Raw genomic sequence first — 24,004 nt, 5'->3', positions numbered from 1 at the left:
ATGGTAGAGAAAGACTTTCAGCTTCATGATGTGGTTCAAATGAAAAAACCACACCCTTGTGGTGAAAATCGCTGGAAGATAATACGGATGGGGATGGATATCCGAATTAAATGTGAAGGTTGTGGACATAGCGTATTAATCCCCCGAAAGAAATTCACTAGTAAGCTAAAGAAAGTGTTAGAGCGTGAAGAACAAAATTAAAATGTTCCACGTGAAACAAAGGAAAAGAAAGAAAATAGTTATCTAAACTATTAAAACAAGGGATTGGCTTTCCTTGTTTCTTCTTTTTGTTGATTTGTGATATGTTAAAACTATACTAAAATGGTTATTGCGGAAACGATCATATGACCGGTAATCCTTAAGGAGTGGAAGTGAATTATGGCTTTAACAGCAGGAATCGTTGGTTTACCAAACGTTGGGAAATCAACTTTATTTAACGCAATTACACAAGCAGGTGCAGAATCAGCGAATTATCCGTTTTGTACAATTGATCCAAATGTAGGGATTGTAGAAGTTCCTGATTATCGTCTTGGCAAATTAACAGAGCTAGTAAATCCGAAAAAAACAATCCCAACCGCGTTTGAATTTACGGATATTGCAGGAATTGTAAAGGGGGCAAGTAAAGGGGAAGGACTCGGTAATCAGTTCCTATCTCATATTAGACAAGTAGATGCTATTTGTCATGTCGTTCGATGCTTTCAAGATGAAAACATTACCCACGTTTCGGGTAAGGTAGATCCAATCTCTGATATTGAAACCATTAATTTAGAGCTAATTTTAGCGGATTTAGAGAGTGTAACAAAGAGAATCCAACGAGTTGAAAAATTAGCGAAGCAAAAAGATAAAGAAGCAATCGTGGAATATGAGGTCCTTTCGAAACTGAAGGATGCACTAGAAAATGAGATTCCTGCAAGAGCAGTGGAACTGACAGATGATCAAAAGAAAATTGCTAAAGGGCTTCACTTATTAACAAGCAAGTCTGTCCTTTACGTTGCTAACGTTGGGGAAGATGAGTTGCTAGAAGCAGAACAAAATCCGAATGTAAAATTAGTACGCGAATTTGCTGCAACGGAAGGTTCAGAAGTAATTGTAATAAGTGCTAAAGTAGAATCTGAAATTGCTGAGTTAGAGGGAGAAGAAAAAGAAATGTTCCTAGAGGAGCTCGGTATTAAAGAATCCGGTCTAGATCAGCTTATTCGTGCTGCATATTCCATGTTAGGATTAGCTACTTATTTTACAGCGGGGGAACAAGAAGTAAGAGCTTGGACCTTTAAAAAAGGTATAAAAGCACCACAAGCTGCAGGAATTATTCATACGGACTTTGAAAAAGGATTTATTCGCGCAGAAACAGTATCATACAATGATTTGATGGATGCAGGTTCTATGACTGCTGCAAAAGAAAAAGGAAAAGTAAGATTAGAAGGAAAAGAATACTTGGTGCAAGATGGAGATGTCATGCATTTCCGTTTTAATGTGTAAGTTAGTCGGAGACCTTCGTCCGTTTGTTTGACAGTAAATAAGAAAGACAACTTGCTAAAGCACCAATTATTTGCTATAATACTTCATTGTGAGTAATTAACTAGATTATTTACTCCTTGCTCCTTGAAATCAAGGGGCCGCTAAGACCAAAAGGAGGTGCAAAACGGATGAGAAAATATGAAATCATGTACATCGTCCGCCCAGATATCGAAGAGGAAGCGAAAACAGCTCTAGTTGAGCGTTTTAACGGAATCCTTACTGATAACGGTGCGGAAATCGAAAAAGTTGAAGAAGTAGGGAAGAAACGCCTTGCTTATGAAATCAATGATTATCGCGATGGTATCTACGTATTGATTAACTTTAAAGGCGATGAAAACGCCATTAATGAATTCGACCGTCAAGCGAAATTCTCTGATGACATTATTCGTCACATTGCGATTCGCGAAGACGAACAATAAGGAGTGGTTCTGATGTTGAATCGTGTCGTACTCGTCGGCAGGTTGACGAAGGATCCGGACTTACGCTATACACCAAATGGAGTAGCTGTAGCCAATTTCACCTTAGCAGTAAATCGTCCTTTTTCTAACCAACAAGGAAACAGAGAAGCGGATTTTATTAACTGTGTTGTTTGGAGAAGACCAGCAGAAAACTTAGCAAACTTTATGAGTAAAGGGAGCTTAGTTGGAGTAGATGGTCGTATCCAAACAAGAAGTTTTGACGGACAAGACGGAAAACGTGTCTTTATTACGGAAGTTGTAGCGGATTCTGTGCAATTCCTAGAAACAAAAGGTGCCTCTTCCGGAGGAGGACAAGGTTCGGCTGGATTCCAACCAAATCAGAACCAATCAAACAACAATGACTTTGCAAGAGAGGACGACCCATTCCGTGATAATGGGGAGCCAATTGATATATCTGATGACGATTTACCATTCTAATAACTGAAGGAGGGGAAAAACATGGCAGGACGTCGTGGTGGACGCGCAAAGCGTCGTAAGGTGTGTTACTTCACAGCGAACGGAATTACACACATTGACTACAAAGATGTTGATCTTCTAAGACGTTTCGTTTCCGAACGTGGAAAAATTCTTCCTCGTCGTGTAACTGGAACTTCTGCAAAATATCAACGTAAACTAACAATTGCTATTAAACGAGCTCGTCAAATGGCATTGTTACCATACGTAAGTGAATAAGCTTATTAAAAATCTCTGTCAACAAATCGTTGATAGAGATTTTTTTGTATAAAAAACCACATTTTATATTACTATAAGGATAACGGAAAACAGTCGAAAACTAAAAACGCTTTCATATAATAAAGTTTGTTAAATATATTGACAATAAAAATAATTCTGATATGATAAATGAAAATTCATTACGGAGTATAAATATGTTGAAGAAGATAGGTTCTTTGAATCATGTCTATAGAGAGCTGATGGATGGTGAGAATCAGTGGCAAGACCAAAGAATAGCACTTCTGAATAGACAAGCTGAAACAAATATGGATTAGGTTTGTCCGGTGAAGAGCCGTTATTTTGAACAATGGAGGCTGAATGATGATGTTCAGCAAAAAAGGGTGGTACCGCGTAAGTTAGCTAAACTTTTCGCCCCTTACAGATAAGTAAGGGGTGGGAAGTTTTTTTTATTGCTTTTAAGCAAGGAGTATCAAATGTATTTACTCCATCTAACCATCGATTTTCGAAAGGAGTTTTGTTCATATGTTAGCAGATCAACAGTTTCTACGTATACCAGGACCTAGTCCAATTCCTCCTAGTGTGCATCGTGCGATGAGTCAAACAATGATTGGACATCGTGGTCAAGAGGCAAAAGAGCTTATCCAATCTATCCGTCCTAAGCTCAAACCTATATTCGGTACGGAACAAGAAGTTATGGTCGTTAGTGCAAGTGGAACATCAGGGTTAGAGATGGCCGTCGTGAATACGGTTAGACCAGGAGAAGAAGTACTAGTAATTGTTACAGGTGCGTTTGGAGATCGATTCACGAAAATATGTGATGCATATGGAATTAAGAATCACCGCATGGATGTAGAATGGGGAAAAGCATTTGATCCCGAAGAGGTTAAAAGCTATTTGCAAAAACATCAAGAAATTAAAGTTGTTTTTGCAACCTATTGTGAGACGTCTACAGGAGTACTAAATCCAATTGATAAGCTTGGAGAAGCTGTTCGTTCCGTATCGGATGCCTTAATCGCAGTAGATGGAGTGTCCTGCGTGGGTGGTGTAGAAACGAAAATGGATGAGTGGGGAATTGATGTATTTGTGACGGGTTCCCAAAAGGCTTTAATGTTACCAGCTGGTTTAGCTTTTATTGCTGCTAGTGAGAGAGCCTGGAACGTAATCGAAGCAAATGCACAACCAAGATTTTATCTGGATTTAAAGAAATATCGAGATAATTTGGTGAAAGACTCTACTCCTTTTACACCAGCAGCTTTATCTTTGCTGTTTGGACTACATCAAGTACTTCAAATTATTGGAAGAAGAAGGACTAGACAATGTTTACAAGCGACATTCTCTTATGAAAAACATGACTCGGGAAGCATTAAAGGCGCTGCAAATCCCTCTTTTAACAAACGATGAGGATGGATCACCTACTGTTACAGCAGTTAAACCAGACGATTTTGATGCAGAAGCTTTAAGAAAAGTATTAAAAAATGAGTTTGCAGTAGCTGTAGCTGGTGGACAACAGCATATGAAAGGAGAAATATTCCGTATAGGTCATATGGGATACTGTTCGCCGGCCGATGTTTTACAAATCATAAGTCTATTAGAATTAGCGTTACAGCGTACTGGGAAGTCTATTGAATTAGGTAAAGGTGTCGCAGCGGCACAAAAGGTATATTTACAGGAGGTTTAAAGAAATGGTCTTAAAGGTACTGATAAGTGATCCGTTAAGTGAAGATGGAATCTATCCATTACGACAAGCCGAGCATATAGAAGTTACTGTAGATACTGGACTAACACCGGAAGAATTGGCGGAGAAGATTGAAGCCTTTGATGCATTACTCGTTCGAAGCCAGACGCAGGTTACGAGAGAGATTATAGAGAAAGCAAAAAACTTAAAAATTGTAGGAAGAGCAGGAGTCGGTGTCGATAATATCGACCTAGATGCAGCAACGGAACATGGAATCATTGTCGTAAATGCTCCTGATGGAAATACCAACTCTGCGGCCGAGCACACGATGGCGATGATAATGTCATTAGCTCGAAACATCCCTCAAGCCTACCATGCCTTAAAAAATAAAAAATGGGATCGTAAAAAATATGTGGGAGTAGAGCTGAAAAATAAAACATTAGGTGTTGTTGGGCTAGGGAGAATTGGAGCAGAGGTGGCAGCTCGTGCAAAAGGTCAACGTATGAATGTAGTAGCTTATGATCCATTTTTGACAGAAGAAAAAGCGGAAAAAATGGGGATTGGGTACGGGACGTTAGAAGAGGTGTTGGCTCAAGCTGATTTTATAACTATCCATACTCCATTATTAAAAGAAACAAAGCATTTAATAAATAAGGAAGCATTTGAGAAAATGAAAGATGGTGTACAAATCGTAAACTGCGCACGTGGTGGTATCATAGATGAAGATGCACTATATGATGCGATTGTGAACAAAAAAGTTGCAGGAGCTGGACTCGATGTATTCGAACAGGAACCTGTAACGGACCATAAGCTTTTGGAGCTACCGGAAGTAATTGCAACGCCCCACTTAGGAGCAAGTACTGTAGAGGCACAGGAAAGTGTAGCCATAGATGTGAGCCACGATGTGGTGAATTTCCTATCTGGTGGGTTAGCGAAAAATCCAGTTAATTTACCATCTGTCGCAAAAGAAGTAATGAATAAAATAGAGCCATATTTTTATTTAGCGGAAAAGTTAGGTGTATTCGTATCCAATTTGACGCAAGGGGTCATGGAGGAAGTCAACATCTACTATTCTGGAGAATTAACGGATTTTGAGGTGGGTCCATTAACACGAAATGCGTTAAAAGGATTATTAAAACGCCATTTAGGAGATCATGTCAACGATGTAAATGCAGCTTTTTTAGCTGATCGAAAGGGAATCGAAGTACATGAGCATAAGTCATCCTCTGCCAAAGGTTTTACAAACCTATTAACAGTAGAAGTGAAGACAAATGTAGGTACTAGAAAAGTAGCTGGAACGCTTCTAAATGGACTTGGTGCTCGTATTGTCTTAGTAGATACGTATAGTGTGGATGTGTTGCCAGAAGGGCACATGGTATTTATTAGACATAAAGACCAACCAGGTGCGATTGGTCGAGTAGGTACTTTATTGGCTCGAGAAGAAATCAACATAGCGACAATGCAGGTTGGCCGTTCGAACGCAGGTGGAGATGCAATTATGATGTTAACCATTGATAAGCATTTAGAAAGAAGAGCATTAGATCAACTTAGTCAGCTATCGGATATTTACGGTGTAACCCCAATAGATTTGTAAGTGGTGGCAGGCATTATCCTATAGATAATGCCTGCTTTTATTAGTTACTATTTATGTTATTTAGTAGCTCTGGTAATTCAGATAGTGAATGAATTTGATAAGTAGGAGCCACAGTATGCAGCTCGTTTTCTTCTCTATTAATCCAGACAGATTTTATTTGAGATTTGGAGGCTCCTAGAATATCTGTTAACAAATTATCCCCAACCATGATGACCTCATCAGGAGAAAGGGAAACAAGCTCTAATGCATGTTTAAAAATGCTTGGATCTGGTTTTCCAATCCCGAAATCTCCGGAAATTAGAATATGTTCAAAATAAGGTGCAAGTTCAGGTGTAATGGTTAATTTTGTTTTTTGTAGTTGAGGGGACCCATTCGTTACTAACAATAATCGGTAGTCGGCTTGAAGCTTATCCAAAACGTCTAAGCTATCTTCATACAGAAATGGACTAGCTTTCCTCATCTTAGGAAATGTTTTGGCTAACTCTTTACCGAAATACGGATTATCAATTCCCAATGCTCGCAATCCGTTTATCCAAGCATCCTGTTGATATTGCGGGATGATTTTATTCATGGTGATAAACTCATCCTTTTGATCTTCAAATGTCCCCCAAAGACCCTCAAATGGATTAATTCCAATTTTTTTTGTAAAAGGATAAAAAGAGTACGATTGATATAATTTTATAGCCTCTGCTCTCACAGCAGATTCCAGCTGCTTCGCATCTATACCTAAGCGTTCCTCTGCAAGTGTACAAGTCTTATGAAAGGCTACTTGTACACTTTTTTTATCCCATAGCAAAGTATCATCTAAATCTAAAAATACAGCTTTAATCATGATACGCCCCCTCCCAATATTACTGTCTATTATACAATAGCTTCGAAAAGGAGCCATCTGTATCTACATAATTTGTACTTTAAAACGTAAATAGATTATAATGGCGTTATCATGTTTGATTACGGAATGGGTCTATAAGCTAATCATCATAGGTATGATGAACCTAGATTGCACAGCGGCTTTAGCTGTGCTTTTTCTCCGTAAAGACCATAATTAGGAACAAAATGTATATCCGGGGTGAAAATAGGAATACAAAATAGTTTGGGGTGTCCAAAATATGAATAATCGAAATCAGCTTCTCACAGGATTGATACAAGTAGCTGTATATAGTGTATTGCTTTTATGTACGCTCATGATTCCTGGAATCGAGCTATTAACTGTATTTTTCTTACCTATCCCATTTCTCTTATTTACTTCAAGATATGGGTGGAAACCCGGTAGTATCTTTGCACTTATTACCGTGTTTTTTACGACGGTTTTATTCTCCATCATAACCGTTCCTTTTAGTCTAGTAGCGGTATTAACGGGAACGATGCTAGGAGAATCCATTCACCAAAAGCGAGGTCCATATGAATCGTGGGCAAGAGGCTCTGTTGGCTCCATTTTAGGAATAATGTTAGGCTTTCTTTTTATTCAGTCTGCATTTTCAATCCACATAGTGGAAGAAATACGACAAGCTATTCACGAATCTATTCAGACAAGTGAAGAGATGCTAACATCGTTCGGATTAGATGCATCTGAAGCGAACATGGATTTAGTCCTAGAGCAAATGCTTTATGTGATCGATTTACTACCCGTCGTCTTTGCAGTAATTGGCATCCTATTAGCTTTCCTTGCACAGTGGTTAGGTTATAAAATAATATACGTGTCGGAAAAAAGAAAGCTGACGTTTCCGCCATTCCGACAATTTCGACTTCCAGTTTCCGTTGTTTGGTTTTATTTCATCGGTATTGTATTAATGTGGATAGTGACCGAAAAATCCGGAATGCTGTACCAAGCTGCAATAAACATTAGTAATTTAGCTGGATTCTTAGTGATTCTACAAGGTTTATCCTTTATTTTCTTTTATACACACACGAAAAAATTATCAAAGGCAATTCCAGTTATTACTATAGTCTTTTCGGTTCTTTTTCCTTTCATAGGACTGTATCTTATCCGAATCTTAGGTATAATTGATTTAGGTTTCGGATTACGAGATCGAATAACAGATGAAAAGAAAAAGTAGGTCACATGAGACGCTAGCTAGGAGGAGTCTGAAGGTTCGTTGCAATTGGTTTTATTTCATGTACTTCCTAGCCGAACATGTATATAGCTCGGAGTATAGTTTTAGGAGCTGAAAGATATGCCTGACTTTATTAAAAAGCCATCCATGAGTGGCCATTTACAAATCATATATGTTTTGTCTGTCATCTGTTTAGGCTTTATTTGGTATTTTCAATGGATTATTGGCCTGATTATGACAGCCTTATTAATTGCCTCTATTTACTACAGCGTTAAAATGGAACGTAATATTGTTGTAGAGACAGAAGAATACATTAGTACGTTATCCCATCGAGTGAAAAAGGTAGGGGAAGAAGCATTACTGGAGATGCCCATTGGGATTGCATTATTTAGTGATGATTTTCTTATTGAATGGGTAAATCCGTATATGAATCAATTTACGGAGGATGAAACGCTAGTAGGAAAGTCACTACGAGAATTATCAGATGATATCGTTACAGCTATAAAAGAGGAAAAAAACGATATATGGTTACCAATCGATGCGTTTGATTTTCAAGTTGTGATTAAAAAAGAAGAGCGATTGCTTTACTTCTTTGACCGGACGAAACAAAAAGAAATTCAAAATTTATATTTCAATGAGCAGACAATTTTAGGAATTATTTTTCTTGATAACTATGAAGAAATCACGCAAGCAATGGATGATACAGCGAAAAGTCAAATAAACTCCCGAGTGACTTCCATTTTAAATGAATGGTCGAATCAATATGGCATTTATTTAAAACGAACTTCACAAGAGCGTTTTTTAGCTGTGATGAACAAGCAAATTCTTAGGCAATTAGAGAAAACCAAATTTGAAATTTTAGATGAGGTTCGCGAACTTATATCGGATCGAAACGTACCGTTGACCCTAAGTATCGGAATTGGTTCTGGAGAAGTTTCCTTACCGACACTTGGAGAACTAGCTCAGTCCAGCCTTGATTTAGCATTGGGACGCGGTGGAGATCAAGTTGCCATTAAGGAGGAATCTGGCAAGGTTCGATTTTATGGTGGAAAAACAAATCCAATGGAAAAGAGAACGCGAGTACGTGCACGTGTTATCTCCCATGCTTTAAAAGAGCTTGTGAGTGAAAGTGATAAAGTTCTTATTATGGGACATAAATCTCCCGACATGGATTCCATTGGAGCAGCAATCGGAATTTTAAAAATTGCACAGGCCAATGACGTGGATGGTTATATCGTGTTAGACCATGATGATATTGATACAGGGGTTCAACGATTAGTGGAAGAGATCCGTTTAGAGGAAGATCTTTGGTCCCATTTTATTCCGCCAGACCATGCGATGGACATTGTATCCAAAAACACATTGTTAGTCGTTGTAGATACGCATAAGCCTTCGTTAGTCGCAGAGTCGAGATTATTAAATAAATCAGAGCACGTGGTGGTCATCGATCACCATCGTCGTGCAGAAGAGTTTATCGAAAACCCAACGCTTGTATATATGGAGCCATATGCCTCTTCTACAGCGGAGCTTGTAACAGAGCTATTAGAATATCAACCAAAAAATTTGAAATTAAATATGTTAGAATCTACAGCACTACTCTCTGGTATTATTGTAGATACAAAAAGTTTCACACTCCGTACTGGATCCCGTACATTTGATGCGGCTTCCTATCTCCGTTCAAAAGGTGCGGACACAGTGCTCGTGCAGAAGTTTATGAAAGAAGATTTGGATATATATATAGAGCGAAGTCATTTAATAGAGAATACTAAAATCTATCGAGAAGGTGTCGCCATATCAGTCGGCGAACAAGGGAATACACTTGGTCCTGTTATTATTGCGCAAGCCGCAGACACATTGCTGACGATGAGTGGGATTAAAGCATCCTTTGTTATATCGGAGCGCTCCGACGGTCGGATAGGCATTAGTGCCCGTTCTTTAGGAGATATAAACGTCCAAATCATCATGGAAAAAATGAATGGTGGTGGACACCTCACGAATGCTGCGACGCAACTAGATGATGTTACATTAGAAGAAGCTCGAGAGCAATTACAATCCATTATTGATGAGTATTTCGAAGGGGGAGACTCAGAATGAAAGTAATCTTTTTAGAGGATGTAAAAGGGAAAGGGAAAAAGGGAGAAGTTAAAAACGTATCCGATGGATATGCAAGAAACTATCTATTAAAAAACAACCTGGCTGTAGAAGCGACAGGTGGAAACTTAAAAGCGTTAGAAGCGCAAAAAAATAAAGAGAAGCAATTAGCGCAAGAAGAAGTAGAAGATGCAAAAAAACTAAAAGCAACCCTAGAAAATCTTACTGTAGAACTAAAAGCGAAATCTGGAGAAGGTGGAAGACTTTTCGGGTCCATAACAAGCAAACAAATTGCAGATGAGCTAAAAAAATCTCATAAAATTAAATTGGACAAGCGTAAGATTGAGTTAGATAACCCAATTCGTGCATTAGGTTATAGCAATGTACCAGTAAAGTTGCACCCTGAAGTAACAGGAACCATCAAAGTGCATGTAACGGAAGAATAAGAAGAATGGGCTCCACCTGGTTAAGGTTAGCCTCGTTTCGTTTTCATAGAGTGAAGGAGGAAGCGCACGATGAGTGAATTATGGAATGATCGTACCCCACCCCATAATATAGAAGCAGAACAAGCGGTGCTCGGTGCGATATTTCTTGAACCAGAAGCCCTTTCTAGAGCATCCGAGATTCTAACGCCAGATGATTTTTATCGAGCTAGTCACCAACGCATTTTTAGTGTAATGGTGAGTTTATCGGATAAAGGGGAACCAATAGATATTGTTACGGTGACAACAGCATTAGCAAATGCAAAGCTGTTGGATGAAGTAGGAGGAGTCTCTTATCTTAGTGATTTAGCAAACTCTGTACCTACTGCAGCTAATATTGAGTATTATAGTAGAATTGTAGATGAAAAGGCGTTACTTCGTAGATTAATTCGGACTGCTACTGATATTGTAACCAATAGCTTTGAAAAAGAAGAAGAAGTCGATGATGTTGTAAACGAAGCGGAAAAGACGATCTTGGAAGTATCCAATCGCAAAAACTCAGGTGCTTTTAAAAATATTAAAGATGTACTAATTGAGGTATATGATGATATTGAAAAACTACATCATCATAATGCATCGGTTACGGGTGTACCGACTGGGTATCGAGATTTAGACAAAATCACATCTGGCTTTCAGCGTAATGATTTAATTATTATTGCAGCACGTCCTTCCGTAGGTAAGACAGCATTTGCCTTGAATATTGCCCAAAACGTTGCGATTCATGCCCAAGAAAATGTAGCTATTTTTAGCTTGGAGATGGGGGCAGAACAGCTCGTATCTCGTATGCTATGTGCAGAAGGAAACATCGATGCACAACGCCTCCGTACAGGTAGTTTGGAAGCAGAGGACTGGAGCAAGTTAACCATGGCGATGGGGAGCTTGTCCAATGCTGGTATTTATATTGATGATACGCCTGGTATTCGTGTGAGTGAAATCCGCTCGAAATGTCGTCGTCTTAAACAAGAAAGTGGACTAGGAATGATCTTAATAGACTACTTACAATTGATTCAAGGTAGTGTAAATTCTAAAGAGAATAGACAACAAGAAGTTTCTGAGATTTCTAGATCCTTAAAAGCATTAGCAAGAGAATTAAATGTTCCTTTGATAGCTTTATCACAGCTGTCTCGTGGCGTAGAGCAACGACAGGACAAGCGTCCCATGATGTCTGACTTACGTGAATCAGGAAGTATTGAGCAAGATGCCGATATTGTTGGTTTCTTATATCGTGATGACTATTATGATAAGGAATCTGAAAAACAAAACATTATTGAGATAATCTTAGCGAAGCAACGTAACGGTCCAGTAGGAACGGTAGAATTAGCATTCGTGAAAGAATACAACAAATTCGTAGATCTAGATCACCGCTATCAAGAAAGCGACATCCCACCAGTAGGTGCAGGTGCATAATATAAAATAAGAAAAGAGACACTATTCTTTGAATAGTGTCTCTTTTCTTAGACAAAATTCGAGCAAACTCGGGTCGTGCCTGTCACCTGTCGAATGGTACACGAACAAAAACAACCATATCGTTTAATAATGTTCGTGAATTTCGATTGACAATCCATTTTTACATTGTTAAACTTAGCGTGTTGTGAGTAAAATGCAAATATTAGAATATAAGGCGGGGGTGCCTACATGTCTTCAGTAGTTGTAGTAGGAACACAGTGGGGCGACGAAGGAAAAGGAAAGATAACCGACTTTCTATCACAAAATGCAGAGGTAGTTGCGCGTTACCAAGGTGGTAATAATGCCGGTCATACGATTAAATTCGACGGTATCACGTACAAGCTACACTTAATTCCATCTGGTATCTTTTTCAAAGATAAAATCTGCGTGCTTGGAAATGGAATGGTAATAGACCCTAAAGCATTAGTAGAAGAGTTAGCTTATTTACATAATAAAGGAGTTAACACAGATAACCTTAGAATTTCTAATCGTGCACATGTGATATTGCCTTATCACCTTGCACTAGATGTTTTACAAGAGGAAGAAAAAGGAATCAACAAAATCGGAACAACGAAGAAAGGGATTGGCCCTGCCTATATGGATAAAGCTGCCCGCGTAGGAATTCGAGTAGCCGATTTATTAGATAAAGAAGCCTTTAAAGAAAAGCTTGAGCAAAATTTAAAGGAAAAAAATCGCGTATTTGAAAAGCTCTATGATAAAGAACCAATCTCCGTAGAAAGTATCTTAGATGAATACTACGAATATGGACAGCAAGTTGCAAAATACGTATGTGATACGTCTGTTGTCTTAAACGATGCATTAGATGCTGGACGAAGAGTATTATTTGAGGGTGCCCAAGGTGTTATGCTTGATATAGACCAAGGTACATATCCATTTGTTACATCCTCTAACCCAATTGCAGGAGGAGTGACGATTGGATCCGGTGTTGGCCCGTCCAAAATTGAACACGTTGTTGGGGTTTCCAAAGCATATACGACAAGAGTAGGAGATGGACCATTCCCTACAGAGCTGAACAATGAAATTGGAGATCAAATCCGCGAAGTTGGACGAGAATATGGTACAACGACAGGGAGACCACGTCGTGTTGGTTGGTTTGACAGCGTAGTTGTAAGACATGCTCGCCGTGTAAGTGGAATCACGGATCTTTCCTTAAATTCTTTGGATGTATTGACCGGAATCAAGACACTCAAAATTTGTACGGCGTATGAGTATGAAGGGAAAGTAATAGAAGAATTCCCAGCAAGCCTAAAAACCTTAGCGCAATGTAAGCCAGTCTATGAAGAATTACCTGGTTGGACGGAAGATATTACGGGTGTGAAAAGCTTAGACAATTTACCTGAAAACGCAAGACATTACTTGGAGCGTATATCCCAACTGACGGGGATCCCTTTGTCCATTTTTTTCAGTTGGTCCAGATCGATCACAAACGAATGTTGTAAGAAGTGTTTATGCCAAATAAGTGGAACCTAATTCCGAACCTTTATTCGACTCTTTTGAAAGAATCCTGAATAAAGGTTCGGATTTTGTTATATGTATAAAACTTTTGTCACACCCTCATTTCATTTACTCAAAAGATTGAACAGAAAAGGTGGGTATTTCCACCTAACACAAGGAAATTTTTGTAACATAATTGAAAAATTCCACTTTAAAAACCCTACCAAAAAGTTACATTTTTCACCTTTTTTCCTATTTTACAATTATAATTTGTATAAATTTGGAAGCTATTATACAGTTCCTTTACAATAGCTTCATATCTATTTCTTTCTTCCTATCTCCTATGATAGATTAGGTAAGGAGCAAAAGAGACGTACAGCAGGTTTTAAAATATGCACTAGTCAGGGTTTTATAGGAGGATTTTTCCATGTGGAATACGAGAACAAAACAAATGCTAGATTCAGAAAATAAAAGCAACTATAGTCTATGGAAGAAAACAGCCATCACAACTTGCATTGGTTTAAGCTTAACCTTCCAAGTTATCTATGGAGAAGAAAACAGTGACTTGTCTACTGTCTATCATGTTTACGTGAACGGAGAACATTTTGGTACTGTGGATAGTAAAGAAGTCATTGAGTCCTTTGTAAACAATCTAGTAGAAGAAAAGAAAAAAGGCAAAAAAGACTATTCATATACTGTTGGAGAAACGATTTCCTATATTCCTGAAAAAGTATTTAATGAACCATCAGAGAACAGTGAAGTATTAAATGCTCTTGAGGATGAGCTTACCATTAAAGTAAATGCTTATGTGTTAAAAGTTGGGGAGAACGTAGTCGGTTATTTTGAGAGTGAAGAAGCAGCAAAACTAGCACTAAATGAATTAAAGGAGAAATATGTTAAGCCTGAAGTATTAGAAAAACTTGAGGAAACTAGCAAACTTAGTGAAAAAGTAGTAGTGCCTGGTTTAAAAGAGGTTGTCTTAAGACCGAAGAAGGAACTTTCTGTTGGCGAATCTATTATTACAGATGTAAATCTATCGGAAGAGGTTACGATTACCAAGGAAAAAGCAGAAGAAAAGGATCTTCTATCGGTGGAGCAGGGCCTAAAGCTTTTACAAAAAGGTACGTTAAAGGAAAAGGTTCATAAAGTGCAAAAAGGTGAAGTACTAGGAGAAATTGCAGCCAAGTATAACTTAGATACAGAAAAATTACTAGAATTAAACCCAGAAATTACTGAAGAGACTCTTTTACAGATTGGACAAGAAATCAATGTTACGGATTATGAACCATTTATCGATGTTGTCGTTCAAGAAGAAAAGCTAGTAGACGAAACCATTCCGTATAAAAAAGAAGTCATTGAATCTGATGATTTATATAAAGGACAGACAAAAGTGAAACAAAAAGGCCAGGAAGGGTCTAAACAGGTTCATTACGCCATTCAAAAAGTAAACGGGAATATCTCTTCTAAAAAAGCTTTAAACGAAAAAGTGACCAAAGAACCTGTAAAAGAAATCGTTATAAAAGGAACAAAGGTAGTACCTTCTAGAGGAACAGGAGACTTGCAATGGCCTGCTGTTGGTGGATTTATCACAAGTGGATTAGGCCATAGATGGGGCTCTTTCCATAAAGGAATTGATATTTCTGGAGTAAGCAACCGTAATATTCTCGCTGCAGATAATGGGACGGTTGTATCTGCTGGATGGGACGATGGTGGTTATGGAAATAAGATCATCATTGACCATAATAACGGCTACCGTACGGTATATGCACACCTTTCTTCCATTAGTGTAAGTGCTGGTCAAACCATAACACAAGGTAGTAAAATTGGTGTTATGGGTACTACTGGGAATTCTACTGGTGTACACTTACATTTTGAGCTGTATAAAAATGGTTCCCTAATAGATCCATCCGGTCAATTCTAATTCAATTTGATAATTAAACCCTTGTCATGGAATGACAGGGGTTTTCTATATATATGGGATGACTTGCCAATATCGACTGTCGAAAGACTTTTTCATGAAATTACGTTAAAATAAGAGAGAGTTTAAGTAGGAATAGGAGTGAGACTATGGCTCAAAAGATTTTGGTTGTTGATGATGAAAAACCAATTGCAGATATATTGAAATTCAACTTAGAAAAAGAAGGTTATGAAGTAATCTGTGCATATGATGGGGATGAAGCAATTGAATTAACCCAGTCTGAAAATCCAGATTTACTTCTGTTAGATATTATGCTTCCAAATAAGGATGGTAATGAAGTGTGTCGGGAGGTTCGCAAAACTCATAACATGCCGATTATTATGATTACAGCAAAGGATTCAGAAATCGATAAAGTATTAGGCTTGGAGCTTGGTGCCGACGATTACGTGACGAAGCCTTTTAGCAACCGAGAGGTAATTGCACGTGTAAAAGCAAACTTACGTAGACAGCAACAGATTCCGGAGGACACACAAAAAACGAAGGATATTAAAATTAGTAGTTTAGTCATCCATCCAGATGCTTACACCGTGACGAGAGATGGTCAACAAGTGGAGTTGACGCATCGTGAATTTGAACTGCTTCATTATTTAGCAAGACACATTGGACAAGTGATGACTCGTGAGCATTTACTTGAAACGGTATGGGGCTATGATTACTATGGCGATGTTCGTACGGTCGATGTTACGGTACGTCGTCTTCGAGAAAAAATTGAGGAAAACCCAAGTAACCCAATGTGGATCGTAACACGAAGAGGTGTAGGATATTATTTGCGAAATCCAGATCAGGAGTAATGTTTCATGAAAAAAGTAGGTTTCTTCCAATCGATACAGCTGAAGTTAATCATCGTGCTTATTTTGTTGTTACTTTTAGCTATTCAGGTCATTGGCGCATATTTTGTGAGGGGACTTGAAGAGAGCTTAAAAAGTAACTTTGAAGATACAATGACTCAGCGAATTAAAGGGTTAACAGAATATCTGGAGCAAGCCTTTACTAAAGAGCGAACAGAAGGCGGAGAAGGACCAACATTAAAGCAAGAAGTGGCCAGTATTATTGAAACCTACGATAGTGAATTGTTTTCGGATTTAAAGGTCATCGATAACCAGTATCGAGTTATTGGAACAAAGGATGATCAAGAATTAATCGGAAAAAGAATTACGGAGGAACGAATCACGCAATCGATTATATTTGGTACCCCATCTACAACTGAAATGCGAGAGCAAGGAAGTTTAGATCGGATACAAGTTCGAACGGTGCCGATCAAGAATGGCGATGAAGCTATCGGGGCGATTTATATTGTGGCAAGTATGGAAAGTATTTATGATCAGCTTCAACGTGTCAATGAAATTTTTCTTCGAGGCACCGTCATCGCTGTCATTATTTCTGCAGTTTTGGGGATTTTGGTTGCTCGAACGATTACGAGACCTATTACAGAAATGCGAAAACAAGCTAGTATTTTAGCAACAGGGGATTTCTCTCAAAAGGTAAACGTTTATGGAAATGATGAAATTGGTCAATTAGGGACAACATTTAATGATATGAGTGATCGGCTGCGGCAAGCTCATGTAACGACCGAAGGAGAACGAAGAAAGCTAAGCTCTGTTTTATCAAACATGTCTGACGGTGTTATTGCTACAGACACTTCCGGTCACATTACCTTAATGAATGAATCTGCCGAAGACTTATTAGGCACTAGTTTTGATGATGTGAAAGGAAGACTTTTAACAGATGTGCTTAATATGGAAGAAGAAATTTCAGATGTTCTGGATACGGAAATAACCGGTTCACGAATTTTGGATCTTAGTGATGATGAGCAGTTTTTCTTATTGCGTGCAAATTTCTCAGCTGTTCAAGATGAGGATGAACACGTTTCCGGTTTTATTACAGTGATTAGTGATGTAACAGAGCAAGAAAAAGTAGAAAAAGAACGACGGGAATTCGTTTCCAACGTATCGCATGAGTTACGTACACCACTAACAACGATGCGAAGTTATCTAGAAGCTTTAACGGATGGGGCATGGGAAGATCAAGAGATTGCACCTAAATTTTTAAATGTTACGCAAACGGAAACAGAGCGGATGATTCGGCTTGTTAATGACTTATTGCAACTATCGAAGATGGATAACAAAGGACATACCTTATATAAGGAAAAAGTGGATTTTGTTCAATATTTCCATCACATTATAGATCGCTTTGAAATGAATAAATCAGAGGATATTTTGTTTGAGAGACAATTTCCACGTGACCATGTGTTAGTGTGGTTAGACAAAGATAAAATGACCCAGGTTATCGATAACATTATATCCAATGCGATTAAATACTCACCAGAGGGTGGAAAAATTACATTCAAGATTGTCAAGGAACGCAGAAGAGTCGTTATAAGTATTGCGGATCAGGGAGTTGGCATTGCGAAAGAAAAGGTAGATAAAATATTTGAACGATTTTATCGTGCAGATAAGGCGCGCTCACGAAATTTAGGAGGAACGGGATTAGGTCTTGCCATTGCAAAAGAACTAGTTGAAGCACATAACGGTCATATTTGGGCTGAAAGTAAAGAAGGGAAAGGGACTACAATTCTCTTTGTCCTTCCGCTGATGCAGAAGAAGCGGAGGAATCGATGATGAACTTAGAGAGCATTAAATCTATTTTATTAGCAGGCTTGATCATACTGAGTTTGGTTCTTACGTTTGGGATTTGGAATCAAAAGCCGAATAGTGGCGACGTCATGGATGATAACCGTTTTATTGAAACAGATACAGGGGGGATTGAAGAGACAAAGAAAAGCCTCCTTGAGCCAAGTGATATTATTATGGAAGTAAATAATGATCATTATGGGCTTAAAAATAAAGAAGATGAAGATAAATTTTATGAATACATGCATGATTGGTCTCTATTTGAATTTGAGAGTCTAACGGATTCAGATATTCCGGAACAAGAGAATCAAGTCGAAGTCATTTTTCCGGTGTTAATCCCATTTCAGGTCATAAAGGATTTATTTGTGGTAGATGAAGGAGAGAATATTGAAGCATTCAACGGAGAATTCAATCGAATCTACATTCTCCCAAATAACAATCAAGGAAACGTCGTTGTTCAATTTTTAAATACGAAAACAGGCATTAAGGTTAAAGCCAATGTGCAAAACGTACCCGGTGTTCGAAATCGTCTCGAAGAATTTAGAGAAGAAAAAGACCTTATTGAATACGTGGCTTATCAGGATAATGAAGGATTCCCACCTATTTATCTTCCGATGAAGAGTGTAGAGATGACGCGTAGCACCTACACGGTATCTAAGATAAATCCAGATCCATACCTTATTAATGCTACGTTTAGTGATCCTTCTGTAGTCCATGATAGTAATCCAAGTGGATTGCCATCCGAACAGGTTTATACGGATTACTATGGCATGCTACGTCGTTTTGAATATTACATGCGATTTACAGATGCAAAAAAATCGGAAAGAATTAAGATGGATTCCATTGAGCTCATTAACCAAAGTGTTCAATACATTAATAAGCATAAAGGCTGGACTACAACGAAACAGGACGAATATATTATGGATACTCTAGAGACATATCCGAATCGAGTGGTGTACCGACTTTTTTATAGAGAATATCCAGTCTTTGACAGAAGTAAAAATCTAGCAACGATAGAATTAATTATGCGAGGATCTGGAGAAGGACCAGGTGTCTATCAATATAACCGTCCCCTTATTGAATTAAAGGATTCGCTAGGTGGTCCTAGTTCTATATGGTTAAAATCTGGAGAACAAGTAATACATTATATTAATAATAATCGAGATCAGTTTGGTAGCAACATTCAAAATATCTCCATCGGTTATCAAATTGAACAAACGGGTGATCAAGATGTGTTTAAGCTAACACCAGGCTGGTTTATTCGAGATAACTTAGGATGGCGAGAGATTACCTTCAAGGATACGAAGGAAGGAGGGAAAGGGAATGCAATGGGGCCAAATTAAGACGCTTTTCATTCTCTGCTTCCTTATCTTAGATATTTTTCTTGTAAGGCAATACTTTACAAGCCAAGAAGAAGAATTAAACACGTATCAAACCATAAGCGATGAAGAGGTGTTGAAGGCAAATGTAGAGGGACTAGATAAGCTAGATAAAGAAGTGAGAAAGGAAGCAATTATCACAACGAAACAGGTAGATTTCACTACTAAACAGGATGCATTAGATGCTCTAACGGAGCAGGAATATACCATTGTGGGAACGAACACATTAATTTCGGAATTAGAAAAACCTGTTCCGATTAAAGAAAAAGCTACAAAGGAAGAAATGAAACAGATTATTAGTGGATTTGTTCCATTTGGAGATCAATACACCATTTGGGGAAAAAATGAGGCAACAAACACATTAGTACTGTTTCAGGTTAAGGATGATAAGCCAATCTTTTATAATAAAGGAGGGCTTTTACTCATTTTTCTTAATGATAACAACGAAGCAACTTCCTATATGCAGACTATGTTGTCTGAACTTGAGCTTGAAGACCAAGCGGATCAGAAAAAAGAAATTATGACACCTTATCAAGCAGTAAGTCAAGTGTATTTTAATGCTGAAAATTTACCAGTAAGTGGGTCCAATATTTTAGAGGTGAATGAAAAACCATCACTTGGTTATTTAACCTTGGCACCATTAGAAGACGGTGTCCAAGTTTTTGCGCCAACCTGGAAGATTCATTTTAAAGAATCTAACAATTATTTTGTCAACGCAATTGAAGGTGGTTTAATATTAACGAAGGATGAGAACAACTTCATTAAAGAGTCGTTAAATAGTGTAGTAGCTAGTATTACGAAACAACAAACAGATACAGAGGAAGAAAACAAAGTATTGAATACAGCAAAACAAAAACTTCTACAAGTATTAGATACAGCAAATTGGAGTGGAGAAGAATGACGTTAACATTTAGTGTACTTGCATCTGGAAGTACGGGAAATGCATTCTACGTGGCAACAGAAAAAGAAAAAATTCTTGTAGATGCTGGTTTAAGCGGGAAAGAAATGGAGCGTTTGCTTGGGGAAGTCCATATCGATCCAAATAGTCTTACCAAGCTTCTTGTTACTCATGAGCATAGTGACCATATTAAAGGACTTGGAATTATGGCACGGAGATACAATCTTCCCATTTATGCTAATGAAAAAACGTGGCAGGCGATGGAGGGGCATATTGGAAAGATAAGTCTCGATCAAAAATTTATTTTTGAGACGAACCAAGTTCAAACGTTTAGTGATATGGATGTAGAATCCTTTGGTGTATCTCATGATGCTGCAGAGCCGATGTTTTTTACCTTTCATCATAATGGAAAAAAAGTAGCACTCGTGACAGATTTAGGCTATGTATCGGAGCATATTAAGAAAACGGTGGAGGATGCAGATGCGCTCATCTTTGAAGCTAATCATGACGTATCCATGTTAAGAATGGGTAGATATCCGTGGAATGTAAAACGAAGAATTCTAGGGGATTCTGGTCACGTTTCCAACGATGATTGTGGACTTGCTTTAAGCGATATTATTGGGAACAAAACAAAGCGTATTTATTTGGCACACCTTAGTAAAGATAACAACATGAAGGATCTAGCGAGAATGTCAGTTTCCAACATTTTAACAGAGAGAGGTTTCCAAATTGGAAATGGTGTAGACTTATGTGATACCGACCCAACAACACCTACGAATCTCTATGAGGTAGTTTAAGAGTAATCCCATCCGGTAATACTAGAACCGTTGTCCTTAGAACGGATTACTGTCTAATGAAGTCCAGACAGAAAGGATTGGTCTTATGGGGTATTATGATGATCATTACAGACCTAGACGCTCCAGAGGAGTTCGAGGTGCTTGGATTTTATCTACGTTTATCGGAGCGATTGTAGGTGCATTAATTGTAGTGCTTGCTTTGCCAGCATTGATAGAATCCAATTTATTACCATATACGAAAACGGATAATGGAAATGAAATTATGCAAGGAGATGGAGGCTCCACTCCATCAGGACCGTTGCAGCAAGTGAATGTAGATGTTTCCTCTCAAATCACTCATGTTGTGGGAGATGTGACACCAGCTGTGGTAGGGGTTGTCAATTATCAATCACAAGAAGGCTTTTGGATGGAAGGTGGAGACGCAACAGAAGCTGGTACAGGCTCTGGTGTAATTTATAAAAAGGAAGATGGAAAAGCTTATGTAGTAACAAATCACCACGTTATCGAAGGGGCAGATGAAGTAGAAGTCGTGTTATCGGATAATACGCATATACAGGCACAGATAAGAGGTAGCGACCTATTTACAGATTTGGCCGTACTAGAAATGGATGGCTCCGAGATAGAAAATGTTATTGAATTGGGAGAATCCGAAAGTGTTAAAGTAGGAGAGCCTGCTATCGCAATCGGAAATCCATTAGGCCTTATGTTTGCTGGATCTGTAACCGAAGGTATTATTAGCGGAAAGAAACGTGCGATACCACAGGATTTTGACATGGATGGTCGTGCCGACTGGCAAGCAGAAGTTATCCAAACCGATGCAGCTATCAACCCGGGTAATAGTGGAGGAGCTCTAATCAATTTACAAGGAAAGTTAATTGGAATTAATTCGATGAAGATTGCCCAGTCGTCTGTAGAAGGAATTGGCTTTGCCATTCCGATTGATGATGCGCTACCGATTATTCGGCAGCTGGAAACAGAAGGTAAAGTAACGAGAGCTTATTTAGGTGTGGAAGCCTATTCCTTAAACGAACTTGCACAGATTGAGTGGAAACAGGATCTTCGTTTACCCGACACGGTAAAAGGTGGTATCTATTTAAGAAGTATTGAGCCAATGTCACCAGCAGATCAGGCGGGTCTGGAAGAATTAGATGTTATAACTCATCTGGATGGGGAACCAATTGAAGACATTATTGATTTAAGAAAGCATCTGTATCAAGAAAAAAAACCTGGTCAACAAATGAATGTTACCTTCTATCGTGATGGAGAGAAACAAGAAACAACCGTTACGTTAGGTTCTCAAGATTATTAAAGGATAACAGAGGACTTGTGGAGAAACTATCTCCACAAGTCCTTTTTTGTAGCAAAAATATGTGTATAAGTGACAATTTTATTCACAGTCTGTGGATGAATATGAGGATAACTGACCACATATGGTGTCGAACATATGCTCCTCCACTAAATAAAGAACAAAAAATGTGATTATGTGGATAACTCTGTGCATAACTTGTTTACATGTGAATAATAACTAGGTTTTCCACTGATTTGTGTACAATACTGTGTATAACTGTGTGAAAATTAAGTAATTCTCCCATAAGGATTGAATTAAGGAGATGATAACGATACACTTAACTTATTCAAATCGTTTTAAGAAGTTAGGAGGGACAAAAGATGCGTCAACCCGTTGGAGGCAATTCTGATAGTATGAAACGTTTAAATCGTTCCACGGTTCTCCATGCTATCCATCGCTATAAGCCTATTTCCAAGGCTGAGCTCGTTCCCATTACGAAGCTTACATTCGCAACGGTCTCTAATATTGTTCAGGAACTAATGGAATCAGAGTGGATTGTGGAAGCAGGTTATGGACAATCGAGTGGAGGAAGAAAACCGATTTTATATCAATTAGCTGACGAGCGATATCATGTTATTTCTGTGGATATTGCCGTAGCAAGCACGACAGCTGCTTTAATTAATGTTTCAGGTGAAGTCGTGTATGCAGAATCAGAGCATCATGTACGGAAAGAAGATGGAACCTTTCAAGTCGACTTGGGTACGATTTATGAATTGGTTGATTCTGTTTTTGAAAAAACTCTGCCTAATAAGCAAGAGGTGATTGGAATAGGGATTGCCAGTCCTGGTCCTTTGCATGCCGAAAAAGGTGTGCTGTTGTCTCCCCCTAATTTAACCGGCTTAGATGGAGTAGAGATTCGTGATTTACTTAAAACACGTTATGGAGTTGAAGCGCGTTTAGAAAAGGACGCCGATGCAGCAGCATTAGGAGAGTATTGGTTTGCAAATCGTAAACCGAACATGCTGTATGTGTTTGCGGATAGAGGAACTGGAGGCGGCATCCTATTTAATGGTTCCATTTACCGAGGTTTCTTAAATGGTGCAGGTGAACTAGGACATGCAACCGTAGATATACACGGTCCGATTTGTCGATGTGGAAACATAGGTTGTTTAGAGCTTTATGCTTCTGGTATCGCATTAGAGCGAAACAGACCCTCCATGTTAATGGATGCAATTATGCAAGAAGCGAGGAACGGTAATGAAGTGTTACAAAAGGAACTGGAAACGGTAACGTCCTATCTCGCAACTGGTATTACGAACGCAGTAAACATGTTAAACCCCGCAGAAGTGATATTGGGTGGTGCCTTAATTAATGGATATCCGCCCATGGCAGAAAGTGTGAAAAATATAATATCAGAAAGATGTTTTACTCGAGAAAATGGAGTACCGGATATATCTGTTTCGGTGTTTCAGGACCATGCTCCTCTAATAGGAGCTGCAGCCGTTATCCTACAGCATGTTTTTGAACATCCAGAACAATTTATACGCCAACCTAAATAAGGGGGAAAA

19 protein-coding genes, 2 pseudogenes and 1 other annotated feature are annotated in these 24,004 nt (G+C 38.5%); of the genes and pseudogenes, 20 read left to right on the top strand and 1 reads right to left on the bottom strand.

Going from position 1 to position 24,004, the window contains the following annotated elements; translation table 11 throughout:
* The 7 genes and pseudogenes from FN924_RS18680 to serA all read left to right on the top strand — a co-directional run bounded on the left by FN924_RS18680 (position 1) and on the right by serA (position 5,938).
* Positions 1 to 201 carry a DUF951 domain-containing protein gene (locus FN924_RS18680; RefSeq protein WP_143897045.1) on the top strand — a complete coding sequence of 67 codons (201 nt, stop codon included), beginning with the start codon at positions 1 to 3 and terminating at the stop codon, positions 199 to 201.
* 177 nt (positions 202 to 378) lie between these two features.
* On the top strand, positions 379 to 1,479 hold the full coding sequence (gene ychF / locus FN924_RS18675) for a redox-regulated ATPase YchF (protein ID WP_143897044.1): 1,101 nt from the start codon (positions 379 to 381) through the stop codon (positions 1,477 to 1,479).
* Positions 1,480 to 1,646: 167 nt separating this feature from the next.
* Positions 1,647 to 1,937, top strand: a complete 291-nt coding sequence (gene rpsF / locus FN924_RS18670) for a 30S ribosomal protein S6 (protein ID WP_143897043.1) — start codon at positions 1,647 to 1,649, stop codon at positions 1,935 to 1,937.
* 12 nt (positions 1,938 to 1,949) lie between these two features.
* Positions 1,950 to 2,414, top strand: a complete 465-nt coding sequence (gene ssb / locus FN924_RS18665; RefSeq protein ID WP_143897042.1) for a single-stranded DNA-binding protein — start codon at positions 1,950 to 1,952, stop codon at positions 2,412 to 2,414.
* A gap of 21 nt (positions 2,415 to 2,435) precedes the next feature.
* Positions 2,436 to 2,669, top strand: a complete 234-nt coding sequence (gene rpsR / locus FN924_RS18660) for a 30S ribosomal protein S18 (protein ID WP_143897041.1) — start codon at positions 2,436 to 2,438, stop codon at positions 2,667 to 2,669.
* A gap of 188 nt (positions 2,670 to 2,857) precedes the next feature.
* Positions 2,858 to 3,088: a binding site (T-box leader), on the top strand.
* A gap of 103 nt (positions 3,089 to 3,191) precedes the next feature.
* Positions 3,192 to 4,347: pseudogene (locus FN924_RS18655) on the top strand (pyridoxal-phosphate-dependent aminotransferase family protein).
* Between the two features lie 4 nt (positions 4,348 to 4,351).
* Complete coding sequence (serA, locus tag FN924_RS18650) at positions 4,352 to 5,938, top strand: phosphoglycerate dehydrogenase (RefSeq protein ID WP_143897040.1); 1,587 nt, start codon at positions 4,352 to 4,354, stop codon at positions 5,936 to 5,938.
* A 40-nt stretch (positions 5,939 to 5,978) separates the two neighbouring features.
* Here the strand turns inward: serA and FN924_RS18645 are convergent, their stop codons facing one another.
* Complete coding sequence (locus FN924_RS18645) at positions 5,979 to 6,770, bottom strand: HAD family hydrolase (protein ID WP_143897039.1); 792 nt, start codon at positions 6,768 to 6,770, stop codon at positions 5,979 to 5,981.
* A gap of 277 nt (positions 6,771 to 7,047) precedes the next feature.
* Here FN924_RS18645 and FN924_RS18640 point away from each other — a divergent pair, with 277 nt between their 5' ends.
* The 13 genes and pseudogenes from FN924_RS18640 (at position 7,048) to FN924_RS18580 (ending at position 23,995) form a co-directional block, all read left to right on the top strand.
* Positions 7,048 to 7,995 (top strand): YybS family protein, encoded by a 948-nt coding sequence (locus FN924_RS18640; protein ID WP_143897038.1) that lies wholly within the window; start codon positions 7,048 to 7,050, stop codon positions 7,993 to 7,995.
* A gap of 117 nt (positions 7,996 to 8,112) precedes the next feature.
* A complete protein-coding gene (locus FN924_RS18635; protein WP_143897037.1) occupies positions 8,113 to 10,086 on the top strand; it encodes a DHH family phosphoesterase in 1,974 nt (657 codons plus the stop codon).
* Positions 10,083 to 10,529, top strand: a complete 447-nt coding sequence (gene rplI, locus FN924_RS18630) for a 50S ribosomal protein L9 (RefSeq protein ID WP_143897036.1) — start codon at positions 10,083 to 10,085, stop codon at positions 10,527 to 10,529. The genes FN924_RS18635 and rplI overlap by 4 nt, the downstream gene beginning before the upstream one ends.
* A 69-nt stretch (positions 10,530 to 10,598) precedes the next feature.
* Entirely contained in the window at positions 10,599 to 11,972 is a 1,374-nt protein-coding gene (gene dnaB / locus FN924_RS18625; RefSeq protein ID WP_143897035.1) for a replicative DNA helicase, read from the top strand.
* Positions 11,973 to 12,200: 228 nt separating this feature from the next.
* Positions 12,201 to 13,491, top strand: a pseudogene (locus FN924_RS18620) (adenylosuccinate synthase).
* A gap of 402 nt (positions 13,492 to 13,893) precedes the next feature.
* The gene (locus tag FN924_RS18615) at positions 13,894 to 15,387 is read left to right on the top strand and encodes a M23 family metallopeptidase (protein ID WP_228409516.1); all 1,494 of its coding nucleotides are present in this window, start codon (positions 13,894 to 13,896) and stop codon (positions 15,385 to 15,387) included.
* Between the two features lie 146 nt (positions 15,388 to 15,533).
* A complete protein-coding gene (yycF, locus tag FN924_RS18610; RefSeq protein ID WP_143897034.1) occupies positions 15,534 to 16,235 on the top strand; it encodes a response regulator YycF in 702 nt (233 codons plus the stop codon).
* Between the two features lie 6 nt (positions 16,236 to 16,241).
* Positions 16,242 to 18,062 carry a cell wall metabolism sensor histidine kinase WalK gene (gene walK, locus FN924_RS18605; protein WP_143897033.1) on the top strand — a complete coding sequence of 607 codons (1,821 nt, stop codon included), beginning with the start codon at positions 16,242 to 16,244 and terminating at the stop codon, positions 18,060 to 18,062.
* Positions 18,059 to 19,417, top strand: a complete 1,359-nt coding sequence (locus FN924_RS18600; protein ID WP_143897032.1) for a YycH family regulatory protein — start codon at positions 18,059 to 18,061, stop codon at positions 19,415 to 19,417. The genes walK and FN924_RS18600 overlap by 4 nt, the downstream gene beginning before the upstream one ends.
* Positions 19,398 to 20,354: a two-component system regulatory protein YycI gene (locus tag FN924_RS18595; RefSeq protein WP_143897031.1), complete on the top strand. Its 957-nt coding sequence runs from the start codon at positions 19,398 to 19,400 to the stop codon at positions 20,352 to 20,354. The genes FN924_RS18600 and FN924_RS18595 overlap by 20 nt, the downstream gene beginning before the upstream one ends.
* Positions 20,351 to 21,148, top strand: coding sequence for an MBL fold metallo-hydrolase (locus FN924_RS18590; protein WP_143897030.1), 798 nt, complete (start codon positions 20,351 to 20,353; stop codon positions 21,146 to 21,148). The genes FN924_RS18595 and FN924_RS18590 overlap by 4 nt, the downstream gene beginning before the upstream one ends.
* A gap of 85 nt (positions 21,149 to 21,233) precedes the next feature.
* A complete protein-coding gene (locus FN924_RS18585; RefSeq protein WP_143897029.1) occupies positions 21,234 to 22,457 on the top strand; it encodes a S1C family serine protease in 1,224 nt (407 codons plus the stop codon).
* Between the two features lie 359 nt (positions 22,458 to 22,816).
* Complete coding sequence (locus FN924_RS18580) at positions 22,817 to 23,995, top strand: ROK family transcriptional regulator (protein WP_143897028.1); 1,179 nt, start codon at positions 22,817 to 22,819, stop codon at positions 23,993 to 23,995.
* The last annotated feature ends 9 nt before the right edge of the window (positions 23,996 to 24,004 follow it).

Source organism: Radiobacillus deserti (assembly GCF_007301515.1).
Lineage (GTDB): Bacteria > Bacillota > Bacilli > Bacillales > Amphibacillaceae > Radiobacillus > Radiobacillus deserti.
This window is presented reverse-complemented; position numbering and strand designations above follow the sequence as displayed.